Source organism: Glutamicibacter sp. NPDC055354, assembly GCF_053644955.1.
In genome coordinates, this window is sequence record NZ_JBSHMB010000001.1 from 764,315 (window position 1) to 787,177 (window position 22,863).

The 22,863-nt window shown below is 60.7% G+C and carries 17 protein-coding genes; 9 read left to right on the top strand and 8 right to left on the bottom strand.

From position 1 onward, the window contains the following. Window positions 1–20 precede the first annotated feature (20 nt). Window positions 21–2,864 carry an Rne/Rng family ribonuclease gene (locus ACWICV_RS03505; protein WP_400288739.1) on the bottom strand — a complete coding sequence of 948 codons (2,844 nt, stop codon included), beginning with the start codon at window positions 2,862–2,864 and terminating at the stop codon, window positions 21–23. 606 nt (window positions 2,865–3,470) lie between these two features. Here ACWICV_RS03505 and ACWICV_RS03510 point away from each other — a divergent pair. Further along, the gene (locus ACWICV_RS03510; RefSeq protein WP_332489127.1) at window positions 3,471–4,094 is read left to right on the top strand and encodes a vitamin K epoxide reductase family protein; all 624 of its coding nucleotides are present in this window, start codon (window positions 3,471–3,473) and stop codon (window positions 4,092–4,094) included. 260 nt (window positions 4,095–4,354) lie between these two features. Further along, a complete protein-coding gene (locus tag ACWICV_RS03515; protein WP_332489126.1) occupies window positions 4,355–4,942 on the top strand; it encodes a GNAT family N-acetyltransferase in 588 nt (195 codons plus the stop codon). 75 nt (window positions 4,943–5,017) lie between these two features. Here ACWICV_RS03515 and ACWICV_RS03520 read toward each other — a convergent pair whose 3' ends face one another. Further along, window positions 5,018–5,236 (bottom strand): hypothetical protein, encoded by a 219-nt coding sequence (locus tag ACWICV_RS03520; protein ID WP_332489125.1) that lies wholly within the window; start codon window positions 5,234–5,236, stop codon window positions 5,018–5,020. A gap of 243 nt (window positions 5,237–5,479) precedes the next feature. Here ACWICV_RS03520 and ACWICV_RS03525 point away from each other — a divergent pair, with 243 nt between their 5' ends. Both ACWICV_RS03525 and ACWICV_RS03530 read left to right on the top strand, forming a co-directional pair. After that, complete coding sequence (locus tag ACWICV_RS03525) at window positions 5,480–6,769, top strand: AI-2E family transporter (RefSeq protein ID WP_402473326.1); 1,290 nt, start codon at window positions 5,480–5,482, stop codon at window positions 6,767–6,769. A 352-nt stretch (window positions 6,770–7,121) separates the two neighbouring features. Continuing rightward, window positions 7,122–7,328 carry a hypothetical protein gene (locus tag ACWICV_RS03530; protein WP_402473329.1) on the top strand — a complete coding sequence of 69 codons (207 nt, stop codon included), beginning with the start codon at window positions 7,122–7,124 and terminating at the stop codon, window positions 7,326–7,328. Between the two features lie 63 nt (window positions 7,329–7,391). Here the strand turns inward: ACWICV_RS03530 and ndk are convergent, their stop codons facing one another. The 4 genes from ndk to ileS are packed head-to-tail and all read right to left on the bottom strand — an operon-like array spanning window position 7,392 to window position 12,895. Further along, window positions 7,392–7,808: a nucleoside-diphosphate kinase gene (gene ndk, locus ACWICV_RS03535; protein ID WP_105658488.1), complete on the bottom strand. Its 417-nt coding sequence runs from the start codon at window positions 7,806–7,808 to the stop codon at window positions 7,392–7,394. A 40-nt stretch (window positions 7,809–7,848) separates the two neighbouring features. Then, entirely contained in the window at window positions 7,849–8,283 is a 435-nt protein-coding gene (locus tag ACWICV_RS03540) for a DUF4233 domain-containing protein (RefSeq protein WP_105658487.1), read from the bottom strand. Next, complete coding sequence (locus ACWICV_RS03545) at window positions 8,283–9,578, bottom strand: bifunctional folylpolyglutamate synthase/dihydrofolate synthase (RefSeq protein WP_454090971.1); 1,296 nt, start codon at window positions 9,576–9,578, stop codon at window positions 8,283–8,285. Before ACWICV_RS03545 ends, ACWICV_RS03540 begins: the two co-directional genes overlap by 1 nt. 56 nt (window positions 9,579–9,634) lie before the next feature. After that, a complete protein-coding gene (ileS, locus tag ACWICV_RS03550; protein WP_454090738.1) occupies window positions 9,635–12,895 on the bottom strand; it encodes an isoleucine--tRNA ligase in 3,261 nt (1,086 codons plus the stop codon). A 428-nt stretch (window positions 12,896–13,323) separates the two neighbouring features. Here ileS and helR point away from each other — a divergent pair, with 428 nt between their 5' ends. From helR to ACWICV_RS03575, 5 genes are all read left to right on the top strand, one after another. Beyond that, a complete protein-coding gene (helR, locus tag ACWICV_RS03555; RefSeq protein WP_454090737.1) occupies window positions 13,324–15,483 on the top strand; it encodes an RNA polymerase recycling motor ATPase HelR in 2,160 nt (719 codons plus the stop codon). Between the two features lie 30 nt (window positions 15,484–15,513). Beyond that, complete coding sequence (locus tag ACWICV_RS03560) at window positions 15,514–16,761, top strand: sensor histidine kinase (RefSeq protein WP_454090736.1); 1,248 nt, start codon at window positions 15,514–15,516, stop codon at window positions 16,759–16,761. Further along, the gene (locus tag ACWICV_RS03565) at window positions 16,758–17,375 is read left to right on the top strand and encodes a response regulator (protein ID WP_454090735.1); all 618 of its coding nucleotides are present in this window, start codon (window positions 16,758–16,760) and stop codon (window positions 17,373–17,375) included. Before ACWICV_RS03560 ends, ACWICV_RS03565 begins: the two co-directional genes overlap by 4 nt. A gap of 112 nt (window positions 17,376–17,487) precedes the next feature. Next, a complete protein-coding gene (locus ACWICV_RS03570) occupies window positions 17,488–19,590 on the top strand; it encodes an MMPL family transporter (RefSeq protein WP_454090734.1) in 2,103 nt (700 codons plus the stop codon). Then, a complete protein-coding gene (locus tag ACWICV_RS03575) occupies window positions 19,583–20,026 on the top strand; it encodes a DUF2871 domain-containing protein (RefSeq protein ID WP_400288031.1) in 444 nt (147 codons plus the stop codon). Before ACWICV_RS03570 ends, ACWICV_RS03575 begins: the two co-directional genes overlap by 8 nt. Window positions 20,027–20,159: 133 nt before the next feature. On the opposite strand, the gene ACWICV_RS03580 is transcribed toward ACWICV_RS03575, so the two are convergent. Further along, window positions 20,160–21,182, bottom strand: coding sequence for an exonuclease domain-containing protein (locus ACWICV_RS03580; RefSeq protein ID WP_454152481.1), 1,023 nt, complete (start codon window positions 21,180–21,182; stop codon window positions 20,160–20,162). A gap of 212 nt (window positions 21,183–21,394) precedes the next feature. Then, on the bottom strand, window positions 21,395–22,849 hold the full coding sequence (locus ACWICV_RS03585) for an FAD-dependent oxidoreductase (RefSeq protein ID WP_454090732.1): 1,455 nt from the start codon (window positions 22,847–22,849) through the stop codon (window positions 21,395–21,397). Window positions 22,850–22,863: the final 14 nt, after the last annotated feature.

Sequence of the window (22,863 nt, forward strand, 5' to 3'; positions counted from 1 at the left end):
GGAAGCGTGATCAAGTTCATCTATTTCAGTTCGCGTACTGGAACACCCACACCGAGCATTACCGGTTGCCCGGCAGGCTCAGCTGGCTTATCTTTCTGCGAACCGGAGGAATCCATCTGAACTACCGAACCGGTAGCGGCGGATACCTCTGCCACGAGAACCTCTGCAGTCGCATCGCCCTGGACCGAGGTGGCCCGACGACTGCGACGCTTTGGCTTCGTGGAATTCTGTGGGGCTGCCGCGGTGGCGGCAACTGGGACGGAAGCCGCGGGGCTGCTGGACTCAGCAGGCGCGCTGGCAGCAGGCATGGCCAGGCCGGTGAGCACCGGCTGGTCCTGCTGTGCCGCTTCCTGCGGACGCGAAGCACGGCGTGAGCGCTTGCGCGGCTGCTCCTGGGACGTCGAGGCGGCAACAGGTTCAGGAGCAGCCTGCTGCTCCTGGTTGGCCTGAGCTTCCTCGTTGCCCGAAGCGTTTTCCTCGGACTGGTTGCGTCCGCGTCCACGGGAGCGTGAACGGCGGCGCGGCTTGCGGCTGCCGTCCTGCTCGTCGCTGGACTCATCCTGGCCCGGCAACGCTGCTTCCAGCGCTTCCAGGGTAACCGAGGCCTCGGTGCCCTGCGCAGACGCCGCGGACTTGGCCACAGGAATCTGTTCGCCCTCGATGCTCACTGCGTTTTCAGCAGCGGCATCCAGGTGCGAAGCGGCGGCAATGCTGGCCAGGGCGTTGCGCGTGGCTTCGTCCTTCTCCCCTGCTGCCGGCTCCTGCTTCTCAACTGGCTTCTGCTCGTCCTTCTCGCCGCCACGACGGCGGCGGGAGTTGCGGCTTGGCTTGTCGTTGAACTTCTTGCTGTGCGCTTCGCCCTGCGAGTTGAAGGTCTTGCGCGATTCAACTGGCTCTTCGTGGGTGATGAAGCCAGCACCTGCACAGTGCTCGCACTCTTCACCGAAGACTTCGAGCAGGCCGGTGCCCATGCGCTTGCGCGTCATCTGGACCAGACCCAGCGAGGTCACTTCAGCAACCTGGTGCTTGGTCCGGTCGCGGCCCAGGCACTCCACCAGGCGGCGCAGCACCAGATCGCGGTTGGATTCCAGGACCATGTCGATGAAGTCGATGACGATGATGCCGCCGATGTCACGCAGGCGCAGCTGGCGGACCACTTCTTCGGCCGCTTCCAGGTTGTTCTTGGTCACGGTCTCTTCGAGGTTGCCGCCCGAACCGGTGAATTTGCCGGTGTTCACGTCGATGACGGTCATCGCTTCGGTGCGGTCGATGACCAGCGAACCACCCGAAGGCAGGAAGACCTTGCGGTCCAGCGCCTTGGCGATCTGCTCGTCCACACGGAAGTTGGCGAAGATGTCCTCTTCGGCTTCCCACTTCTCCAGGCGGCCCATCAGATCCGGCGCCACGTACATGACGTAGGCCTCGATGGTGTCCCAGGCGTGGTCACCGGAGACGATCAGCTTGGTGAAGTCCTCGTTGAAGACGTCGCGGACCACCTTGATGGTCAGATCGGGTTCCGAGTACAGCAGTTCCGGAGCCAGGGTCTTGGTGGAGTTGGCCTGCTCTTCGATGCCTTCCCACTGCGCACGCAGCCGGTTGATATCGTTGGTCAGTTCTTCCTCGGAAGCGCCTTCGGCGGCGGTGCGCACGATGACGCCCGCGTTTTCCGGCAGGTGGTCCTTCAGGATCTTCTTCAGGCGCTGGCGTTCGACATCAGGGAGCTTGCGCGAGATGCCGGTCATCGAACCACCTGGCACGTAGACCAGGTAGCGGCCAGGCAGGGAGATCTGGCTGGTCAGCCGGGCGCCCTTATGGCCTACCGGGTCCTTGGTGACCTGCACCAGGACCGAGTCGCCAGCCTTCAGGGCGTTCTCGATACGGCGCGGCGCGCCTTCGAGAGCCGCTACGTCCCAGTTCACTTCGCCTGCGTACAGCACGGCGTTGCGGCCGCGGCCGATATCCACGAAAGCAGCTTCCATGGATGGCAGCACATTCTGCACCTTGCCGACGTACACGTTGCCGATCAGCGAATCCTGCTGGGTCTTGGAGACGAAGTGCTCTGCAAGCACTCCATCTTCCAGTACGCCGATCTGGATGCGGTCCTCGCGCTGGCGCACGATCATCTTGCGCTCGACGGATTCGCGGCGGGCCAGGAACTCGGCCTCGGTGATCACCTGGCGGCGGCGACCGGTTTCGCGTGATTCGCGGCGGCGCTGGCGCTTGGCTTCCAATCGGGTGGAACCGCGCACCGAAGCGACCTTGTCGTTGACCGAGCTGTGGCTTTCGATACTGCCACGCGGGGCGCGCACACGGGTAACGGTGTTCGGCGGATCATCCTGCGAGCCGCCCTCAAGTTCCAGATCCACTTCCCCGCGGCGACGGCGGCGGCGGCGGCGCGAAGTCACGTCGTCGGCATCGGCGTCTGCCTCGGGATCTGCGGCAGCTGCGCGGCGAGCAGGTTCCTGCTTCTTCGCAACAGCCTGGGCCAGAACAGCCTGAGCTGTTTCCGGCACGGCGAAAGGATTCAAGATCATGGTGCTGCCGTGTTCGGCCAGCAGCATGCCGGTCTGGTCAACGTCGTTCGCTTCCTCAACCGGTGCAACTTCCTGCTCGGCCGGGGCAGCGATTTCAGCGCTCTGCTCCTGGACGTCTTCCTGCTTGTCCTGGACGTCTTCCTGCTTGGCCGCGGCGACCTCTACGGCCTCGTCATTCGCGGTATTGCGCACTGCCTGCGCCCGGCGTTCGGCCTGGCGGCTGGCCCGCTTGGTGGAATCAGGGGTGGAAATCTGGGTGCGGCGGGTGGCCCGCCAGCGGTATGGGCTTTCCTCGACGCCGGCAGCGGCATTGAGTTCGGCCAAGGTCATGGCGCGACGCAGTGGTCGCGCGGGTGTGGTTGAAACACTGGTACGGCGGGCTCGTGTTGAACGGTTGCCCCGCTTATTACCTTGCGTTCCGCCCTTTCGTTGATTTGCTGCGCTCATTTAAATTCGCGTACTCCTACTATGTCCCGCTCGGGCATCCTCCACAGACGGCGCCGTTGCTGAAACTACAATCATCACGTGTCGCTTGGCCTACTTATCTTCCAGTAGTCCGGACACAAAAGCTCGCTATTTTCCGCGGGTTCGACGCTGGTCCAAATTTCTGAACCAGGCGCAAATCCTGCGGATCAACGTGGCCTAAGAAAACCGGCTGCTTTCCTTTGCAGCCCTACGATCCGCGGTATTCCCCCGGGAGGCGCACATATTGGGCACTCAACCGAAGCGATGCATCGCCTGTCGATCTGTTGTTTCAAAAGTCTATCGTCGGGTTGAAAGCAGACTGTGGATCCGCGAACAACCACTCCCATTCTCTCATATTTCGTTCACGCCTTGTTCATTGCTTCTCACCAGATGCACAGAAATGCTTCCTAGGATGAAAAAGGCCTTGGCGGAATAACCCGCTTTCCTATGAACTTATGGAATAGTCAAAACATGGTTTCATCACAAGAAAATAGCCACGGCTCGGGCGTGTTGCCCTGGTGGGCTAAGGAACGCGGCTTCGGGCTGTTCATCATCGTTACGGGATTGATCTCTTGGCTCGCCGCCGGAATCCTGGTCCTGGAACGCTTGGAGTTGTACAAGAACCCCGACTACATCACCAGTTGCGACGTCAATCCCTGGATCTCCTGTGGCACCGTGATGAAATCCGAGCAGGCAGGAATCTTCGGATTCCCCAATCCCTTCTTCGGGATCGTTTGCTTCGCTGTTGTTATCGCCATCGGCTTCGCCCTGCTGGCCGGCGCAACAAACCTGAAGCGCTGGTTCTGGCTGTGCTTCCAGCTGGGCATCACCGCCGCTATGGGCGTGGTGATCTGGTTCTGGTCCCAGGCCCTGTATGAAATCAACGCCCTGTGCCCTTACTGCATGGTCGTGTGGGCCATGACGATTCCCTTGTTCGTGTTCACGACCGCACGCAATGTGCTTACCGGCGTGATTCCTGCTGGAGCCGGCGTGAAAAAGTTCTTCGCCGAGTGGAGCTGGATCATTACCGCCGTCATCTGGGCGCTCGTTGCCGCATCGGTCGTCCTGCGTTTCCCGCTCGCCTTCTTCGGCTAGAGCCCGGCTTCCATGCCCACCTGCGGGGCCGCTACTTCGGTAGCGGCCCCGCAGTGCTGTTCCTGGCGCTCCCCCACCCCGCCGCCAACCAGGTCGGCCGGCCTTGTGTCACTGCTTGTTGCACCCCGGCGCGCCACCGGTGCCAAGACATCCCGCTTCGGCCTCCGATCCGCGTCAAAACGTCCATCGGCAAGGCCGGAAAGGGTTCGCCGTCAACGATCTTCCGGATACTGTCCAGCTAGACCCGGTAGATTAGAAGCATGGCAAGTGACATATGGAACACAGAAAATGCCCAGGACTACGGAATCAACCTGCTGATTTCCGAACACCTTCGGCTCCGTGAACTACAAGAGGAAGATCTTGCGTTCCTCACCCAATGGTGGAATAGCCCAGAATTCATGGCCCTGCAGGGCAACCTGGTACTTCCCCACCCGATCACCGAAGCCGCAGAACTCTTCAAGTCGCGCAGCGTCAACCGTGGCACTACCGACGGCGTGGGACTTTCCATCACGCTTCCCGACGACACGCTGATCGGGCACACCGCTTTGTACGACTACAACGCGCCGGCCCGTTCCGCCGAATTGATGATCATGATCGGTGGTTCAAATGTGGGCCAAGGCTATGGCACCATGGCCACCAAGATGATCATCGACTACGGCTTCCGCGAGATGGGCTTGAACCGCATCGGCTTGAACGCCTGGGCGTACAACGAGCGCGCACTGCGCACCTTCAACCGCGCAGGGTTCCGCGAAGAGGGCCGAGTGCGCCAGGCTGGATTCCACGATGGGTCGTTCCACGACAAGATCATCATGGGCCTGCTGGCCAAGGAGTACTTCAACGCCAAGTAGTCCGCACAGGCAGAGAACGAGACCTTAACAGAGCTGGGGCCGCGCATTGCGCGGCCCCAGCTCTGCTGCGTCAGTTCACTTCTGGACCAGACCCGCATAATCGGTCTGATAGCCCGTCACCGGCTGGTGAGGGATTTCCTCCCAGCGTTCTGGATCTTCTTGTTGGACTTCGCCCGATGCCATTCCGAGCAGCAATTCCTTGAGCGCAAGAACATTTTGGCGAATCAACTTGCCGCGGGACTTCTGCCCGAGGCTTCCGTCACTGCTATTTCCACTGGTTTCAAAGAAGACCACCGGGTTTCGATGCCCGTCGGCATTGATCCCCCGCTAGTTCAAGCCCAGCATCATTGCAGAGACGACGCCGCAGGAATGCCGGGGAAATCAGCCCGTGGGTGCACGAATCGATGCATTCGGGCACGAAAACGGGTTAGTGGCCAGTGTGAACGCCAAAAAATCAGCATTTCGGTGTTGCCTTGGGACCTTGTCAAGTCGTTAGCCTATTGTTAGAGCTATCAGAACCAGCTACAAGGAGCGACTATGGCTTTTTTCCGTAAGGTCAGGCCCGCCGCGTTGTTGAAAAAGCAACCTCCGGACGACAAGCCGACACCTGCCGAGCACCACCGTGTTCCGGCCAGGGACGCCAAACCAGATTTCACGGTCACCAGCCTGTGGACCGACTTGCTAGGACGCCTAGGCATTCGAAGCGCCCAGCTGCTGGTAGTTGGCGCGCTGGCAACATTCCTCATCATCGGCATGCTCCGCTTGACCATGATCGTGATCCCGACGTTGCTGGCCGTCATCATTTCCTGTGCGTTGTGGCCCCTGGTGGTCAAGCTGCGCAAGTTTGTTTCCCCGATGCTGGCAGCATGGATCGTTTTTCTCGGATCCCTATTGGTCCTCGGAGGCATTGGCACCGGCCTGGTCTTCTCGGTCATCAAGGAATGGCCAAAGCTCGTTGACCAAGCTGTTGAGGGCTTCAACCAGCTCAACGACATGGTTCAGGGCTTCATCGGCACGATGCCTTTCAGCGTCGACCAGAGCCAGATCGATAATGTTGTCGAAACGGTAACCGGCTTCTTGACCAGTTCCCAGTTCGGCACCGGCGCTTTGAACACGCTGAGCGCAGCAGGCAGCTTCGTGACCGGCCTGGTCCTGCTGCTGGTGATCCTGTTCTTCTTCCTGAAGGACGGCGACAAGATCTGGGCCTTTGCCGTGTCGTGGACTCCACGCCACTACCGCAACAAGTGGATTCTTTCCGGCGACCGCGCGCTGCGCACCTTCGGCGGCTACATCCGCGGTACTGCCACCGTGGCCGCGGTGGATGCTTTGGGCATCACCGCGACGCTGCTGATCGTGCAGGTTCCATTGGCCATCCCGCTAGGCGTCATTGTCTTCCTCGGTTCCTTCGTGCCGATGGTAGGTGCCACCGTTGCCGGCATCCTGGCCACGCTGATTGCATTGGTTACCAACGGACCTGTGGTGGCGCTGATCGTGCTGGCTGCGGTGATCCTGGTGAACCAGCTGGAGGGCAACTTCCTGCAGCCGGTCGTCATGGCCAACGCCCTGAGCCTGCATGCACTGGTCGTGCTGATGGCACTGACCGCAGGCACCGTCCTGGCAGGCATCGTTGGCGCCGTCCTGGCGGTGCCACTGGTGGCCGCTTCATGGGCGGTGATCAAGGTATGGACCGGGCGCGACAAATCCGATGCGGTGGCTGAAGCCAGCGAGGACATCAAGTCTGAAGTCGAGATCAGCGAAGAGCAAGCGGCTTTCGACAAACTCGAAGCGAAGGAACAGCACCAGGAATCCCTCAAGGATTCCGAGTAGCTATTGCGGCTGGGGCGCTCCTGCACGTCAGGGGCGTCCTTCCTTTTGCCACTTAAATGCTCTTGATCGAATTATTTCCGATTAATTCTCAAAGAGTTCACACCCTCATCCAGCCCCGGCTTCCCGGGGTTTTCGCGCTGGGGACAAGACCGGTGGACCCGATCCCGCGTTGCCGTGGATGTGGTTTGTGTGTTTAATGTGACTGAAGTGATGGAAGTGGAGCGACGCGGGATGCGCAATCGCCTTGAGAAGTTTTGCTGCATGTCTTCGTTTTCCCCAACAGGGAAAACCCGCGCCACGCTTCGCCCGCAATCAATGTGCTAACGCGCACTGAAGACTGGGAGGTATCCACGTGCTGGAATTCAGCAATGACGGAGCAGATAAGTATCTTTCGCACATAGTCGGCCCTATCACCGACCACCACCAGGTGGTCAGGATCGGCGCTGCAGAGCAGCTGCCGCTGGACTCGACCGCACAGGCGCTCGGAAGTTCGGTGCAGCAGGCAGCTAGCCCGCAAGGAGCTATGCTCGCCCGGGACAGTTTGGATGACTGGTTCTAGGACCCGCTTCCAGGCATGAAAAATCCCGGCAGTTTCCAACTGCCGGGATTTTCGCGTTTCGATCTACTTGCCGAACCAGATGCCGATCTCGCGCTCGGCGGACTCGACGGAGTCCGAACCGTGGACCAGGTTCTGCTGGACCTTCAGGCCCCAGTCGCGGCCGAAGTCGCCACGGATGGTGCCTGGAGCCGCGGTGGTCGGGTCGGTGGTGCCAGCCAGCGAACGGAAGCCGGGGATAACGCCCTGGCCTTCAGCCACGATCGCCACCACCGGACCGGAGAGCATGAACTCAACCAGCGGCTCGTAGAATGGCTTGCCTTCGTGCTCTGCATAGTGCTCGGCGAGCAGCTCGCGAGTAGCTTCCAGCTGCTGCAGCTTGGCAATGGTGTAGCCCTTGGCTTCAATGCGGCCAAGGATCTGTCCGGTCAGACCGCGCTTGACGCCATCTGGCTTGACCAGGATCAGGGTACGTTCAGTCATGTGACTACCTCTTCGTATCGTTGATGTACTTCTTAGGTTCTCAGGCTTGCTCGGGGTTCGCCTTTTCCCAGGCTTCTTGGGCGGCGGCGCGGCGCTTGTTCACTGCGTCGATTTCGCCGCCCTTGTTCAGCGCATACCACCAGCACAGGGCGAAGGCCGCTGCGAGGTAGAACATGTCCGGCAGGATGAAGCCGCACAGGAAGAACACTACCTGCAGGATCCAGCCGATGATGTAGCCGATCTTCTTGCCCAGCAGGGCGCAGTTGAAGATGCACAGCAGCGCCACGGCAGCGCCGAGGCTGAGCACGACCACCGGTTCTCCGCCACGCTTGAGCCCGAAGGCCGCGAGGGTGACGAACACCGCCAGCAGCGCCTCGCAGACCAGCACTGTTGATGCGAACATCATTTTCGTGGAGCGCTGCTTCTTCTTCATCCCAGGACGCCACTCGCGCTGGGCACGGGTGAGTTTAGCCATCAGGATTCGCCTCCCTTGAGCAACAGTGAAATCTCGCCCACCAGTGTAATCGAACCGGTCACCAGCACGCCGCCGGACAAGTCGTTGCCTGCCTCGGCGCGGCCCACCGACCATTCGATGGCATCTTCCAGGTCCTCGGTGACGTGGATGTCCTCTTCCGGCCAGCCAGCGTCGATCGCCATGGTGGACAGTTCGCCGGCCGGGATGGCCCGCGGCGAGGACGACTGGGTGATGCAAATGTCCTCAACCATGTCACCGTACTGCTCGCGCATGGTGTAAAGCATTGCTTCGGCGTCCTTCTCCTGCAAGATGCCAACCATCAGCACCAGGCGGGTGAAGCCGAAGGATTCCTTGATCGCCTCTGCGGTGACGCGGATGCCATCCGGGTTGTGGCCGGCATCCACCAGGATGCTCGGTGCCGCGCGGACCAGTTCCAGGCGGCCCGGGCTGGTGGCGGCCGCGAAGCCGTCGCGGACCAGAGCGGCATTCAGCTCGCGCTGGCCGCCGCCCAGGAAGGCCTCCACCGCAGCCAAGGCCACGGTGGCGTTCTGCGCCTGGTGGGCACCGAACAATGGCAGGAAGATCTCGTCGTAGCGCGCCGCTTGGCCCTGGATGGACAGCAGCTGCCCGCCCACGCCATGCTGGCGTTCCAGGAGCTTGAAGTCCAGGCTGTCGAAAGCTGCCGGCACCTCAAGCTCGCGGGCGCGAGCCAGCAGCACGTCGGCGGCATCCACCGGTTGCACCGAAGAGACCAGGTAGCCGCCGGGCTTGAGGATGCCGACCTTTTCTTCGGCAATCTCGCCCGGGGTATCCCCCAGCAGATCGGTGTGGTCCAAGGAGATCGGGGTGATCACCGAAACGTCGGCATCTGCCACGTTGGTGGCGTCGGTGATGCCGCCCAGGCCGACTTCGAGCACCACGACATCCACCGGAACCTCGGCGAAAACCGCGAAGGCCAGGATGGTGACAGCTTCGAAGTAGGTCAGCTTGTTTTCGCCGCGCTCGACGAGCTCGGTGTCCACGATCTGAAGGAACGGGCTGATTTCATCCCACACCCGCACGAAGGTCCCGTCGTCTACCGGGGCACCGTCAATGGCGATGCGCTCGGTGACCGAGATCAGGTGCGGCGAGGAGTAGCGGCCGGTGCGCAAGTCGTGCGCCATCAGCAGCGACTCGATCATGCGTGCGGTCGAGGTCTTGCCGTTGGTGCCGGTGATGTGGATGACCGGGCAAGCCTTGTTCGGCTCGCCGAGGATCTCCATCGCGCGGAACATCGGATCCATGCGCGGTTCCATCTTGTTTTCCGGCGCACGGGAGAGAAGTTGCGCGTAGACGCGGTCCAATTCGCTCACTAGTTGGCCTCGACTTTGCCAGAATCCAGCTTGGCCACGGTGACCTGCTCGCCATCTACCGAATCATCGGCGACAAGTTCCAGCTGCGCGGTCAGGGTTTCAGCTGCCACCAGCTCGCGGTTCGCTTCCAGTGCCGCGATGGCGGCCGTGTTGGCGGTGACCACGGTGTGGATGCGATCCGATACCTGCAGGTCCGCGTCCTTGCGGGCGGACTGGATGGAGCGGATCATGTCGCGTGCGGTGCCTTCGGCAGCCAGTGCCTCGGTGACCTCGGTATCCAGCACCAGGAAGCCGCCGTCGATGACTGCCGCGGCAATTTCGCCTGCTGCATCCACCACGGTGTCCAGGGTGTATTCGCCCTCGGCCAGTTCCAGTCCGCCCGCGGTGACCACCCCGTCGGTGACCGACCAGTCCCCGGACTTGGCGCCCTTGATCGCCTGCTGCACGTTCTTGCCCAGGCGCGGACCGGCCGCACGGGCGTTCACTACCAGCTGCTGGCTGATGCCGTAGCTGGCGGCGTCGACGCCTTCGGCATCGATCAGGGTGACGGCCTTCAGGTTCAGCTCGTCCTTGATGATCGACGCGTAGGTGCCTTCCAGGCGGGCAGCGCCGGTGAGCACGACCTTCAGCTCGGCCAGCGGCAGGCGCACGCGCAGGTTCTTGGCCTTGCGCAGCGAGGAGCCCACGGAACAGATCTTGCGGGTGGTTTCCATAGTTTCCAGCAACGCGGCATCGGTTGGGAATTCGCTGGCGTCCGGCCAGTCCTCCAGGTGCACCGAGCGCTTGCCAGTCAGCCCGCGGAAGATCTCTTCGCTGGCCAGCGGCAGCAGCGAAGCGGTGACCTTCACCAGGGTTTCCAGCGCGGTGTACAGGGTGTCGAAGGCCTGGGTGTCTTCATCGAAGAAACGCTGGCGGCTACGGCGCACGTACCAGTTGGTCAGGGTGTCCATGTACTGGCGTACGGCCTCGGTAGCATCGGAGACCTCGTAGGAATCCAGTGCCTCGGTGACTTCGCGCACCAGCTGGCCCGTGGCAGCCAGCATGTACTGGTCCAGCGGGTCGGTGGAGTCCATCGAGCGCTTGGCCTCGTAGCCGGCCCCGTTGTTGGCGGAGTTGGTGTAGAGGTTGAAGAAGTGCCAGACGTTCCACAGCGGCAGCAGCACCTGGCGCACGCCATCGCGGATGCCCTGTTCGGTCACGACCAGGTTGCCGCCGCGCAGGATCGGCGAGGCCATCAGGAACCAGCGCATGGCATCGGAGCCGTCGCGGTCCAGGACCTCGGTGACATCCGGGTAGTTACGCAGGGACTTGGACATCTTCTGCCCGTCCGAGCCCAGCACGATGCCGTGGGAGATCACGTTGGTGTAGGCCGGGCGGTCGAAGAGCGCGGTGGAGAGCACGTGCATGGTGTAGAACCAGCCGCGGGTCTGTCCGATGTACTCCACGATGAAGTCCGCCGGGTGGTGGCCGGAATCGAACCATTCCTGGTTGTTGAACGGGTAGTGCACCTGGGCGTACGGCATCGAGCCGGAGTCGAACCAGACATCGAGCACGTCTTCCACGCGCTTGAGGGTGCCGGATTCGGCGCAGCCCTCATGGGCCTTGGTCAGCTCGTCGATGAATGGGCGGTGCAGGTCAGGCTGGCCTTCGTGGTTGACCGGCATGCGGCCGAAGAAGTCCTGCATTTCCTGCAGCGAGCCGAAGACTTCGCGGTGCTCGCATTCGGCACCGGTGCATTCCCACACCGGGATCGGCGAACCCCAGTAGCGGTTGCGCGAGATGGACCAGTCGCGGGCGTTTTCCAGCCACTTGCCGAACTGGCCGTGCTTGACATTGCCCGGGATCCAGTTGATCTGCTCGTTCAGCTCGACCATGCGGTCCTTGAACTTGGAGACCTCGACGTACCACGAGGAGATCGCGCGGTAGATCAGCGGGGTGCGGCAGCGCCAGCAATGCGGGTAGGAGTGCTCGTAGGAGGCCTGCTTGACCAGCTTGGCCTCGTCCTTGAGCACATTGGTGATGGTCTTGTTGGCGTCGAAGACCTGCACACCGGCGATCTCGGCCAGCGGGCCGTTGCCGAAGACAGGAAGGAACTTGGCGCCCTCGTCTACCGAGAGGATCACCGGGATGCCGTGCTCTTCGCAGACCTTCTGGTCATCCTCGCCGTAGGCCGGAGCCTGGTGCACGATGCCGGTGCCGTCGGCCACGGTGACGTAGTCGGCGGTGAGAATCTGCCAGGCGTTTTCGGTGCCGTACTTCTCGGTGTCGGTGTACGTGTCCCACAGCGGCTGGTAGCGCACGCCGGCAAGCTGCTCACCGGTGTAGCTGGCGGTGATGGCCGCAGCGGCTTCCTTGGCATCCTTGTAGCCCAGGTCCTTGGCGTAGGAGCCGAGCAGGTCGCGGGCCAGCAGGAATGGCCCGGCGGCGGCCGAAGCCTTCACGCCGGCCTCGCCTGCAGGAACCACGACGTAGTCGATCGCCGGGTGCACGGCCAGTGCGGCGTTGGTTGGCAGGGTCCACGGGGTGGTGGTCCACGCCAGGGCCTGCACGCCGGCAAGTGCCTTGGAGGCTTCGGTTTCACCGGCAAGGATGGTGAAGCCCACGGTGACGGTCTGGTCCTGGCGGTTCTTGTAGACGTCGTCGTCCATGCGCAGCTCGTGGTTGGACAGCGGGGTCTCGTCCTTCCAGCAGTACGGAAGCACGCGGAAGCCCTTGTAGGTCAGATCCTTGTCCGAAAGCTGCTTGAAAGCCCAGATGACCGATTCCATGAACTCGACGTTCAGGGTCTTGTAGTCGTTTTCGAAGTCGACCCAGCGAGCCTGGCGGTTCACGTACTGCTTCCACTCATCGGCATACTTCATCACCGAGGTGCGGCAGGCGTCGTTGAACTTGTCGATGCCCATGGCTTCGATCTGCTTCTTGTCGGTCATGCCCAGCTGCTTCATAGCTTCCAGCTCGGCTGGCAGGCCGTGGGTGTCCCAGCCGAAGCGGCGCTCCACGCGCTTGCCGCGCTGGGTCTGGTAGCGCGCTACCAGGTCCTTGACGTAGCCGGTGAGCAGGTGGCCGTAGTGTGGCAGGCCGTTGGCGAAGGGAGGGCCATCGTAGAAGACGAATTCTTCGCCCTCGCGCTGGTCAATGGAGGCCTGGAAAGTGTCGTCGTTCTTCCAGTATTCGAGGACGCGCTTCTCAAGATCTGGGAATCGCGGTGAAGCCGGGGTCGAACCGGTTGGGTCTGTAGTGACCTTCGGGTAAAAGCTCATCGAATGGGCCGTCCTTCAAGCGTAGGGTCGATAAATCCTTGCCTACGAGGACGGCACGAATGCCGCGGTACCACCCCGCTTATCCCCCGCCGCAATGATGGGGAATCGCTTATCTTCAGCTGTGACGGGCTGGTCCCGTTCGGTTCTACTTGGCGTTCATGATGCTCGCGGTTCTTCCGAAGACTCACCGGTGATAGCCGGATCAAAGTCGCAGTCCTTATATCCTACCGCGTGATGCCCCAGCTGAAAATTCCCGGCAGCCTTCGAAATGCAAGTGAGCGCAGGCTCACAGTGCGCAGCTGGAAAACCGAAAACGCCATTCCCTGCATTTTCAGGATAGCGCGCCCAGGGGGCCTTGCCGCAAGGCCCCGCAGAGGGTCCATAATCAATATCTTCCCCACGAGAACTAGCCAGACCAGGGAGCCCGCGTGCCTACCAAAATCGCAAACACCAGCTATTTCGATGCCATCGAGCACAGTCCAGCACCGGAGAACTCGGCCGAGATTGGCGAGGACCAGCAACGGCTCTGCGAAATTGCCAAACGGGTTGGGCAGCTTCGATCCGAAATCATGGAGCGCATTGCCCGACGAGGACAAGACCAGGCCGGCGTGCTGCAGCAATCCCTTGAACGCGATGTTGAACTCAGCGAATTAGCACAGCGGCTGCGCCAGCTGGACCGCATGGGTCCCTACGCCTGCTTAGGCTTCATGGAAATAGCCGGGACCGGCGAGCGCCTATACATTGGCCGCAGTGGCTTGAGCGACGACCAGGGCAAGCAGCTGCTGCTTGATTGGCGAGCCCCGGCAGCAGAACCATTCTTCGCCGCCACCCATGAGAAGGACCATGGGTTGGCCATGAGACGCCGCTACCGTTGGCGCCGGCAACGCATCTGTGACTATTGGGATGAAGTGTTTGATTCCTCCCAGCTGGCTTCCCACGCCCGCCTGGATGACCACTCTTCATTTCTCGCTTCCCTTGGCAGCAAGCGTTCACCAAAAATGCACGACGTGCTCGCAACCATCCAGTCGGACCAGGACGCGATCATCCGGAGAAGCTCGCAAGGCGCGCTGGTGGTTGATGGCGGGCCGGGTACCGGCAAGACGGTGGTCGCCCTGCATCGAGCCGCCTATTTGCTGCATGCGGACCCACGGCTTCAACGCCAGGGCGGCAAGGTTTTGGTGGTAAGCCCGCACGAGGCCTATAGCTCCTATGTCGCTGACATTCTTCCGAATCTCGGCGAGGACGAGGTGCTCATTTCAACGCTTTCGAACATAGTTTCGATTGGCGATGATTTGCCCTCGGAACCGGATCACGGAGTCCACCGCATTAAATCCAGTCTGGCAATGCTGGATGCAGTCAAGAGGGCCGTGCAGGTCTTTGAAGAGCCTCCCTCCGTTGACGTTCAAATCGACTTTGGGGAAGCTCAAGCCACTCTGACAACGCAGCTGTGGCGCACTGCGGTCACCATGATTGGCGAAGCAACGCCGCACAATGAAGCACGCATCGAATTGCGTGATGCCCTCATTGATCAATTGCTCCCCCAAGCCCTCAGAGGCGAAGACACGAAGCCACTGCCGCGCTCGGAGTGGGAGAGAAATCCAGCACTGAATGGGTTGCTAGATGAGCACTGGCCTGTCCTGGATCCATGCAAGCTGCTGCGGGCGCTCTATTCAACCCCGGAACTGCTCCGCTACAGCGGCAGAGACCTTGGCAACGAAGAGATCGAAAAGCTACTGGCAAGTTCGGCTTCTGGCCGATGGACCACGTCGGATATTCCGCTGATTGACCTTGCGCGCTTTCTCATTGGCGACCCGCACAGCGAAGCGAAACGTCGTGATGAACAGTTCAGAGTGCACGCCGAGCGTACTCGATGGAAAAACGTCGTTGATGATCTGATGGACTCGGTTGACGACAGCGAGGATCTGGCATCCCAGCTCATCCACCACGATCTCCAGGAGCAGCTTCTCGCCGGAGCTCCGGAGAACAATTTGGCCTCGCTCAATTACGACGGACCCTTTTCGCATGTCATCATCGATGAAGCCCAGGACCTGACCAATGCGCAATGGGCAATGATCCAACGCCGTTGCCCATCAGGGAGCCTGACGCTTGTGGGCGATAGGGCCCAGGCCGTTCACGGCTTCAACACGACATGGGAACAGCGTTTGGCCAGGATTGGCATTCGCGGCATCTCCGTATCCCGCTTGCGGGTCAACTACCGCAGCACGGCACAGATCATGGAAGCAGCCGCAGAACAGATCCAGGCACAGATGCCCGAGGCGAACGTGCCGCGATCATTGCGCACGGATGGTGCACCGGTGCGTTATGCCCGCCTGACCGAACTGGAATTAATACTCGATGATTGGCTAGGCGAAAATGCCGAGGGCACGGCGGCAGTTATCGGGGCCTCTGGCTTCCACGACTCTGGCAGGGTCCGCTTTCTTTCGCCAGAGAACGCCAAGGGCCTGGAATTCGATCTGGTGCTCGTCTGCCAGCCACGCTCCTTCGGCACCGGATTAAGCGGAGCCGTGCGCAGATACGTGGCCATGACCAGAGCGACAGCTCAACTGGTAATACTTGCCGATCAATAACCGGCAGCAGCCTTTAGTAGGCTGGCATTCATGAGTACTTACGAGCCGCAGTGGTTGGACACCCAGAATCAGCAGCACTCGTTGGCCTCGCCAGTGGTGCTGCGCTGGGGGCAGCACCTGGTGACGGCAATCCTGCTTGCCATCGCGTTGCTGCGACAGATTTCAGCGCAAGGAAATGTCCTGCCCGCGATCCTCGTCTCGGTACTCTTCGCCACTTGGTACAGCCTCGGCTTCGTTTCCCGTGCCAAGAAAGGAGTCTTCGCCAAGCCCGCGTGGTGGTTGGCGCTGCTGCTAGGGATCTGGATTGCAAGCCTCTTCGTTTCCGCTGAATTCATGTGGTTGGCCTTCAGCCTTTGGCTTCTTCTGGGCCACCAGCTGCCATTTCTTCCCTCAATATTGTGGTCAGTGGTCGTCTACGCCTTTACTTTGCTCGCTCCCTACCTGCACAATGCCGAGCTCAGCATTGCCGCCATTGCCGGCCCCTTGGTTGGCGGGCTATTCGCCTGGGGCATCTCCCGCGGATACCTGCAGATGGAACGCGATGCCGAAGTGCGCACATCCTTGGTGAATTCCCTGGTGCGAGCCCAGCAGGAAATGGCAGACCTGCAAGGAGAATTGGCCCGCTCCCAGCATGAGGCTGGCATCGCCACCGAACGCACCCGCTTGGCCCGCGAAATCCACGACACCGTGGCCCAGCAGCTCTCCTCCATCGGATTGCATGCCAAGGCGGCAGAAGCCTCCAAAGACCCAGAGTCTGCCTCGGCGGCTCTGAGTCGCATCGATGAGCTTTCCGGGCAAGCGCTGACCGATTTGCGTCGCATCATCGCCGCCCTGGCTCCGGCAGAACTCGATTCCCAGGCGCTCGCCGGAGCCTTGGGCCGCGTCTTGGAGAATTTCAAGGCCGATTCGAAGTTGGAGACCCGATTGGATATCGAACCGGGGCTGCCCACTTTGGATCCGAATGTGCAGATCGCGCTGCTGCGCACCACCCAATCCGCCCTGTCCAACGTGCTGCGCCATGCCCAGGCCTCCACGGTGGCGCTCAGCCTGGGGTCCAGCGGCGACGAGGTACGTTTGGATATTGTCGATGACGGCATCGGATTCGTTCCCAAAACTGGTCGCGTGCAAACCAGTACGCACACCGGAGGCTTCGGCCTGACCGCAATGAACCAGCGCCTGCGCGAACTCGGCGGCGGTTTGGATGTCGAGAGCTCACCCGGTGAAGGCACCGCCCTGTGCGCCCACCTTCCGCTTCGCTTAGCAAAGGACAACTCATGATCCGGATCCTGCTGGTCGACGACCACCCCATCGTGCGGACCGGCCTGCGCGCGCTGTTCGAGAACTACGACGACATCGTTGTCATTGGCGAAGCATCCAGCGGCGAGGAAGCGGTGGAATTCGTCAAGGCCAACACCGTCGATGTGGTGCTCTGCGACTTGCGCTTGGGTGCCGGGATGAACGGTGCACAAACCACCGCGGCGATCCGCCAACTGGCCAAACCGCCTTATGTGCTGATCCTGACCACCTTCGACAAGGACTCAGAGCTGCTCGCTTGCATCGAAGCTGGAGCTGCCGGCTACCTGCTCAAGGATGTCAGTGCCCAGACCATCGTCGAGTCCATCCGCCAAGCCTCCGCCGGGCACATGGTCCTGGCCCCGAAGATGACCCAGCGCGTTGTCGAGGGCATGCGCCGTCCCAAAATCGAGCTCACCAAGCGCGAAAAGGACGTATTGGCCCAACTGTCTACCGGTGCCGGCAACAAGCAGATCGCCAAGGCCCTGTTCGTCTCGGAGGCGACGGTCAAAACCCACCTGGTCCACATTTTCGACAAGCTCCAAGCAACCACGCGTACCGACGCGATCAACAAGGCCAAAGACCACGGACTGCTGTAGCTGATCAACAGAATCCCGGTGACACGCCGGGGTGCATCTCAACCTTTCGGTTGAAGTTTTATTCACCCCTTTCCACGATGGCCTGACCTGCGAAATCTCGTTAACTGGAACTATGAAAGTTCCAGTTATCCCCTGGATCGGCGATTCGCTGACCAACCGCCGCGGAGCCCGCATTTGGGCCGCCGGCATCTTTGCAGTAGTTCTCGTTCTCTTTGGTGCGCTGAGCAGCATCCAAGCCCCAACCCGTGCGGCCAGCTCCCTGGTCGAAGGCTCCGAATCGGCACAGGTCGCCGAAATCCTGGATGCCAACACCAGCGATTCCCAGAGCTCGGCTTTGCTGGTGGCCAACCGCGCCGATGGCCATGCGTTGAGCAATGCCGACACCGCTGCCCTTGATGAGCAGACCGCGGCGCTAGCCCACGACGCGGAGGTGTCCGCCGGCCGCACCATGGCCAGCGAAGACCAGCAGGCAGCCATGGTTCCGCTCACCTGGGATACGGTCTCCGATACGGCCGACCGCCAGAAGCTGGATGAGGTCCGCAACTGGATCCAGGCCCATCCCATTCAGGGGCTGGCCGTGCAGGTCACTGGTTCTACCGCCTTCGCAGTAGATATCACCAATGCCTTCGCCGGGGCGGACTTCACCCTGCTGGCCGTCACGGTGGGCATCGTGGCAGTCTTGCTGATCCTCACCTACCGTTCGCCGGTACTCTGGCTGATCCCGCTGGTCGTTGTTGCCCTCGCCGATCGCAGCGCCTCCCTGGTGGCGAACCTGCTGGGCAACGCCTTCAATCTGCACTTCGACTCCGGCGTGCTCAGCGTGCTGGTCTTCGGCGCCGGTACCAACTACGCCTTGCTGCTGATCTCCCGCTACCGCGATGAACTGCAGAAGAATGCTAATCACCGCCAGGCGCTGTCCAAGGCGTGGGCGGCCAGCTTCGAAGCGATCCTGACCTCCAACCTCACCGTAGTGCTGGCCCTGCTGACCTTGGGACTGGCCGTCATGGAAGATACCCGCGGGCTGGGCATCGTCTGCGCCGCTGGCTTGCTGATCGCTGCGTTCTTCGTGCTCTTTGCGCTGCCACCGATCCTAGCCTTTGCCGGGCGCAAGGCGTTCTGGCCGCTGGTCCCCCGTCCGGGACAGGAAAGCAAGAAGGAAAACTTCTTCGGACGTGCTGCTCGTGCTGTGATGACCCGTCCGGGTCTGAACCTGGCAGCATTGGCGGTCTTGCTCATGGTGCTGGCTGGAGCGTTGATCGGCACCCGTATCGGCCTGGACCAGACCCAGCAATTCCGCACCGCCACCGAGTCTTCCAGTGCCATGCAGACCCTGGCCGCGCACTTCCCCGCAGGTGAAACCCAGCCGATCACCGTGTTGGCGCAGGGAACCGATGTCCAGGTCCTGCGAGATGAATTCTCCGGAGTCGACAACGTCAAGCGTGTTGGCGAATCCTCCCAGCTCGGCACCACGCCATGGCAGCAGTTCTCTGTCATCTCGGCTGTCGATCCCAGCTCGGCCATGGCACAGGACCTGGTAGCGGACCTGCGCGGTGCTGCGGCAACCGGCAGTACCGGGCAGGTGCTCATTGGCGGGCAGAGCGCCGAACAGCTTGATTCGCACCAGATGCACCTGCGCGACCTGTTCGTGATTGCCCCGCTGATCATGGTCATCTGCTTCGTGATGCTCGGCTGGCTGACCCGTTCCTGGCGAACCGCACTTGCCTTGGGTCTGGTGAATTTGCTCAGCGCGGGCGCCGCCGTCGGCTTGGGTTCCCTGGTTTCCTCGGTGGTCTTCGAGGCCAACGCCCTGGATGTCCAGGTGCCGCTGCTGGCCTTCGTCTTCTTGGTCGCCTTGGGCGTGGATTACACCATCTTCTTGACCCAGCGAGTTCGCCAAGACTCGCAGGTGCTGGCGCTGGGCGACGCAGTGGTACTGGCCGCAAGCCGCACCGGTTCGGTGATCACCAGTGCCGGGCTCGTGCTGGCAGGTGTCTTCGCGGCACTGGCAACACTGCCGATCACGGTACTAGGCCAGCTCGGCCTGATCGTCGGACTCGGCGTCCTGCTGGACACCTTCGTCGTTCGCACCCTGCTGCTCCCGGCGATGTTCGCAGTCCTGGGCTCAGGCAAGCATCCACTCTTCGGCACAACTTCCTCCGCTGCAGAAGCAACTGCAGAACCAACCGTTCAGAAAGAAAACAAAATCAATGCGTAAGCTCGTGAATTTCTCCTTCGCCTACATGGTCCTCGGTGTAGCTTCCGGTCTTTTCTACCGTGAATTCACCAAGATGAACGGATTCCCTGAAGGCCAGTGGACCCAGCTCTCCGTAGTCCACACCCACCTGCTGGTGCTGGGCTTCATCATCTTGCTGCTGGTGCTCCTTCTGGAAAAGGCCTTCGGCCTGAGCCAGCACCGCAAGCTCTTCGCGTGGTTCATGGGCACCTACAACGCGGGCGTGATCCTAACCGCGGGCATGCAGCTCACCCACGGCATCATGACCGTGCTAGGCATTGAGTCGTCCAAGATGATCTCGGGCATCGCGGGCCTTGGCCACATGTCGATCACCGCAGGCATGATCTTGCTGTTCATCATGCTGCGCCGCAGTGTCGGCGCCCAGAAGCCAACCCAAAAGGTTGAGCTGGCCGGCTAGCCCATCGCGCGTAGAACGTATAGAGGCGGCCCAGAGCGTAATGCGCTGGGCCATCTCTACAACTATTCGCAGATGCCTCGTTACCTGTGCGATCCACGGTATCCATTCATTGCAACGCTACGATATTTTATTTCTACGACCCCGTTGAGGAATTAGGAAGCAGGACTTCGACACCATCAAGTTGAGTTCCATCGAGACACCGTAAGAAGTCATCTTCTGTCATGACTTCTATCGATTGCCCTTTATCTTGAAGTTCGAACGCCTTGCGAGCTTTTCCTGTCAGTTCGGATCCAGGACGGAGAACTGTCGGATCAATATCGCCGATGACTAAAACGTTGGTTCGTTTTGTTGTGTTTGCTTCGGGAATCGCACCAAGACGGGCGCATTCTTGCCTGGCTACTTCACGCGGCATCGATTTCAGTCCCCCAGTAAAGACCACGACACGTCCGTATAGATATCCGTCCGGATCCGCTTCGGTATTAATCTCGACATCGGTCAATGGCTTAGATGTTGATTTGGCACGAGCTTGCCCTCCCCGGTAAATCCCGGGAGCCATGTACCCTAGTCGGACGCCAACAGTGTCGGCTAATTCTTGAAGGTCAGCGGCCGCATGCTGCTCTGAAAGCCTGTCGACAATATTTACCACTGCTCTGGCATCAGCCAACGCGTCGTGATGATTCTTCATCGACAATCCCAGCGCTTCGACGACGTAAGGAAGCCGATATGAAGGAAGTTGCAAGGCCCTTCGGGCAGTCACCAGTGTGCACAAGAAGTTGAATTCCGGGCATTCAATGGTGTCAGCTGCACAGGCATAACGGATAACGCCCGTATCGAATGCAGCATTGTGCGAGACGAGAATATCGCCTCCAACAAAGTCTACGATGCGTGGTAGAACTTCGTTCCAGCGAGGCGCGTCTTGAACCATGTCAGAGGTGATTCCGTGGATTGAGACATTCCACGGGTCGAAGTGATCGGCACCTTTTGGTGGCTTAATTAACCAATGACGTTCCTCCACGGTCCGTCCATCGCGGACGCGTACAAGTCCCACTGAACATGGTGACCCTCGAAAGGAATTCGCAGTTTCGAAATCAATGGCAGTGAAGTTCAACATCGAATGCTCCATACACTCAAATAATCTTTGCTCCGTTAAGGCCATTCTGCATCAAGCGAGAGACAAAATGAGCATATTTAGTTGAAAATTAAATTTCTGCCCAAGATGGCATGTCCCTCCAGATCCGTGATGAAGCCCAGCTTATCCACTGATCGATAGAGTTCCTGAATGCACTTCTGATAACACTAATGGGCGGTGTCCCTCGGCAAATTTGCCGAGGGACACCGCCCATTCAGTGCTAGAGCCCGGGGTGAAACTTACAGGCTCTCAACCAATTTTTTTGCCGAAGAGAATTCCATCATCGCTTCGCGCTCTACGACCTTGACGCGGTCGCGAGTGATCTCGCCGAAGCGAGTCGAAACGGTGCCGGCTGCGGCGCCCAGTTCCTTCTCGTGCGCGTCCAAGTTCTTCCAGCCATCCCAGTTGGAGAAGTTCACGCCGCGGCTTTCGAGCAGTTCCGAGATCTTCTGGGAAGAATCCGGCTGCGCCAGCTTAGTAAGGTCTTCAAGCAAGTGGGTAATGGTCTCCAGGGCATCGCCCTTGGTGTGGCCAATCAGCCCAATCGGGCCACGCTTGATCCAGCCAGTGGCATACAGGCCGGGAACGCGAGCGCCGGACGCGTTCAGCACGCGGCCTTCCACGTTGGGCAAAACTCCCTTGGCCCCGTCGTATTCGATGTCGTCGACTGCCGAACCGAAGTAGCCGACGGCACGGTAGATGGCCTGTAGCGGGTACTCGACGAATTCGCCGGTGCCGCGTGCGCCGCCATTTCCGTCGAGCTCGTTGCGCTCCACCTTCAAGCCGGTGACCTTGCCGTCTTCGCCCAGTACCTCGACTGGCGACTGCAGGAAGTGCAGGTGCAGGCGGCGCGAGGCGCTTGGAGCTTCTTCGCGCTCTTCCTGCTCGATCAGCCAGTTGGTCAAGGTGGAGACCATGGTCTTGGTCTGGTTATTGGTCTTCATGGCTTCATCCGAAGCCTTGTCGAACTCGAAGTCCTCTGGGTACAGGACGATGTCAACATCCTTGGAGTGCGAGAGTTCGCGCAGTTCCAGCGGGGTGAACTTCACCTGGGCCGGGCCACGGCGGCCGAAGACATGCACGTCGGTGACGGCCGAGTCATTCAGCTGCTCGTAGATGTGCTCAGGGATCTCGGTTTCCAGCAGCTGGTCAGCATGCTTGGAAAGGATGCGGGCCACGTCCAGGGCAACGTTGCCGTTGCCGATGACAGCAACTTCCTTGGCGGACAGGTCCCAGTTCTTGTCAACATCTGGGTGTGCGTCATACCAGGACACGAAGTCGGCGCCGCCGAAGGACCCTTCAAGATCGACACCTGGGATGTTCAGGTCAGCGTCCTTCTGGGCACCGGTGGAGATGATCACTGCGTCGTAACGGGTATGCAGGTCTTCCAGCGAGATGTCGCGGCCCAAGCCGACGTTGCCGTAGAAGTCGATCCAGTCGTTGTCCAGCACCTTGTGCAGGGCGTTGATGATGCCCTTGATACGCGGGTGATCCGGGGAAACTCCGTAGCGGATCAGACCGAATGGCGTAGGAAGCTCGTCAAAGAGATCAACGTGCAGCTTCAGTTCGCCCGATGCGACCGGCTGGCTCTTGTTGAGCAGGTCAGCGGCGTAGATGCCGGCCGGACCGGCACCAACGATGGCAACACGCAGCGCCCGGGAATGGAGGTGCTCAGGGACGATAATTTCACTCATCAAACAACTTCTCT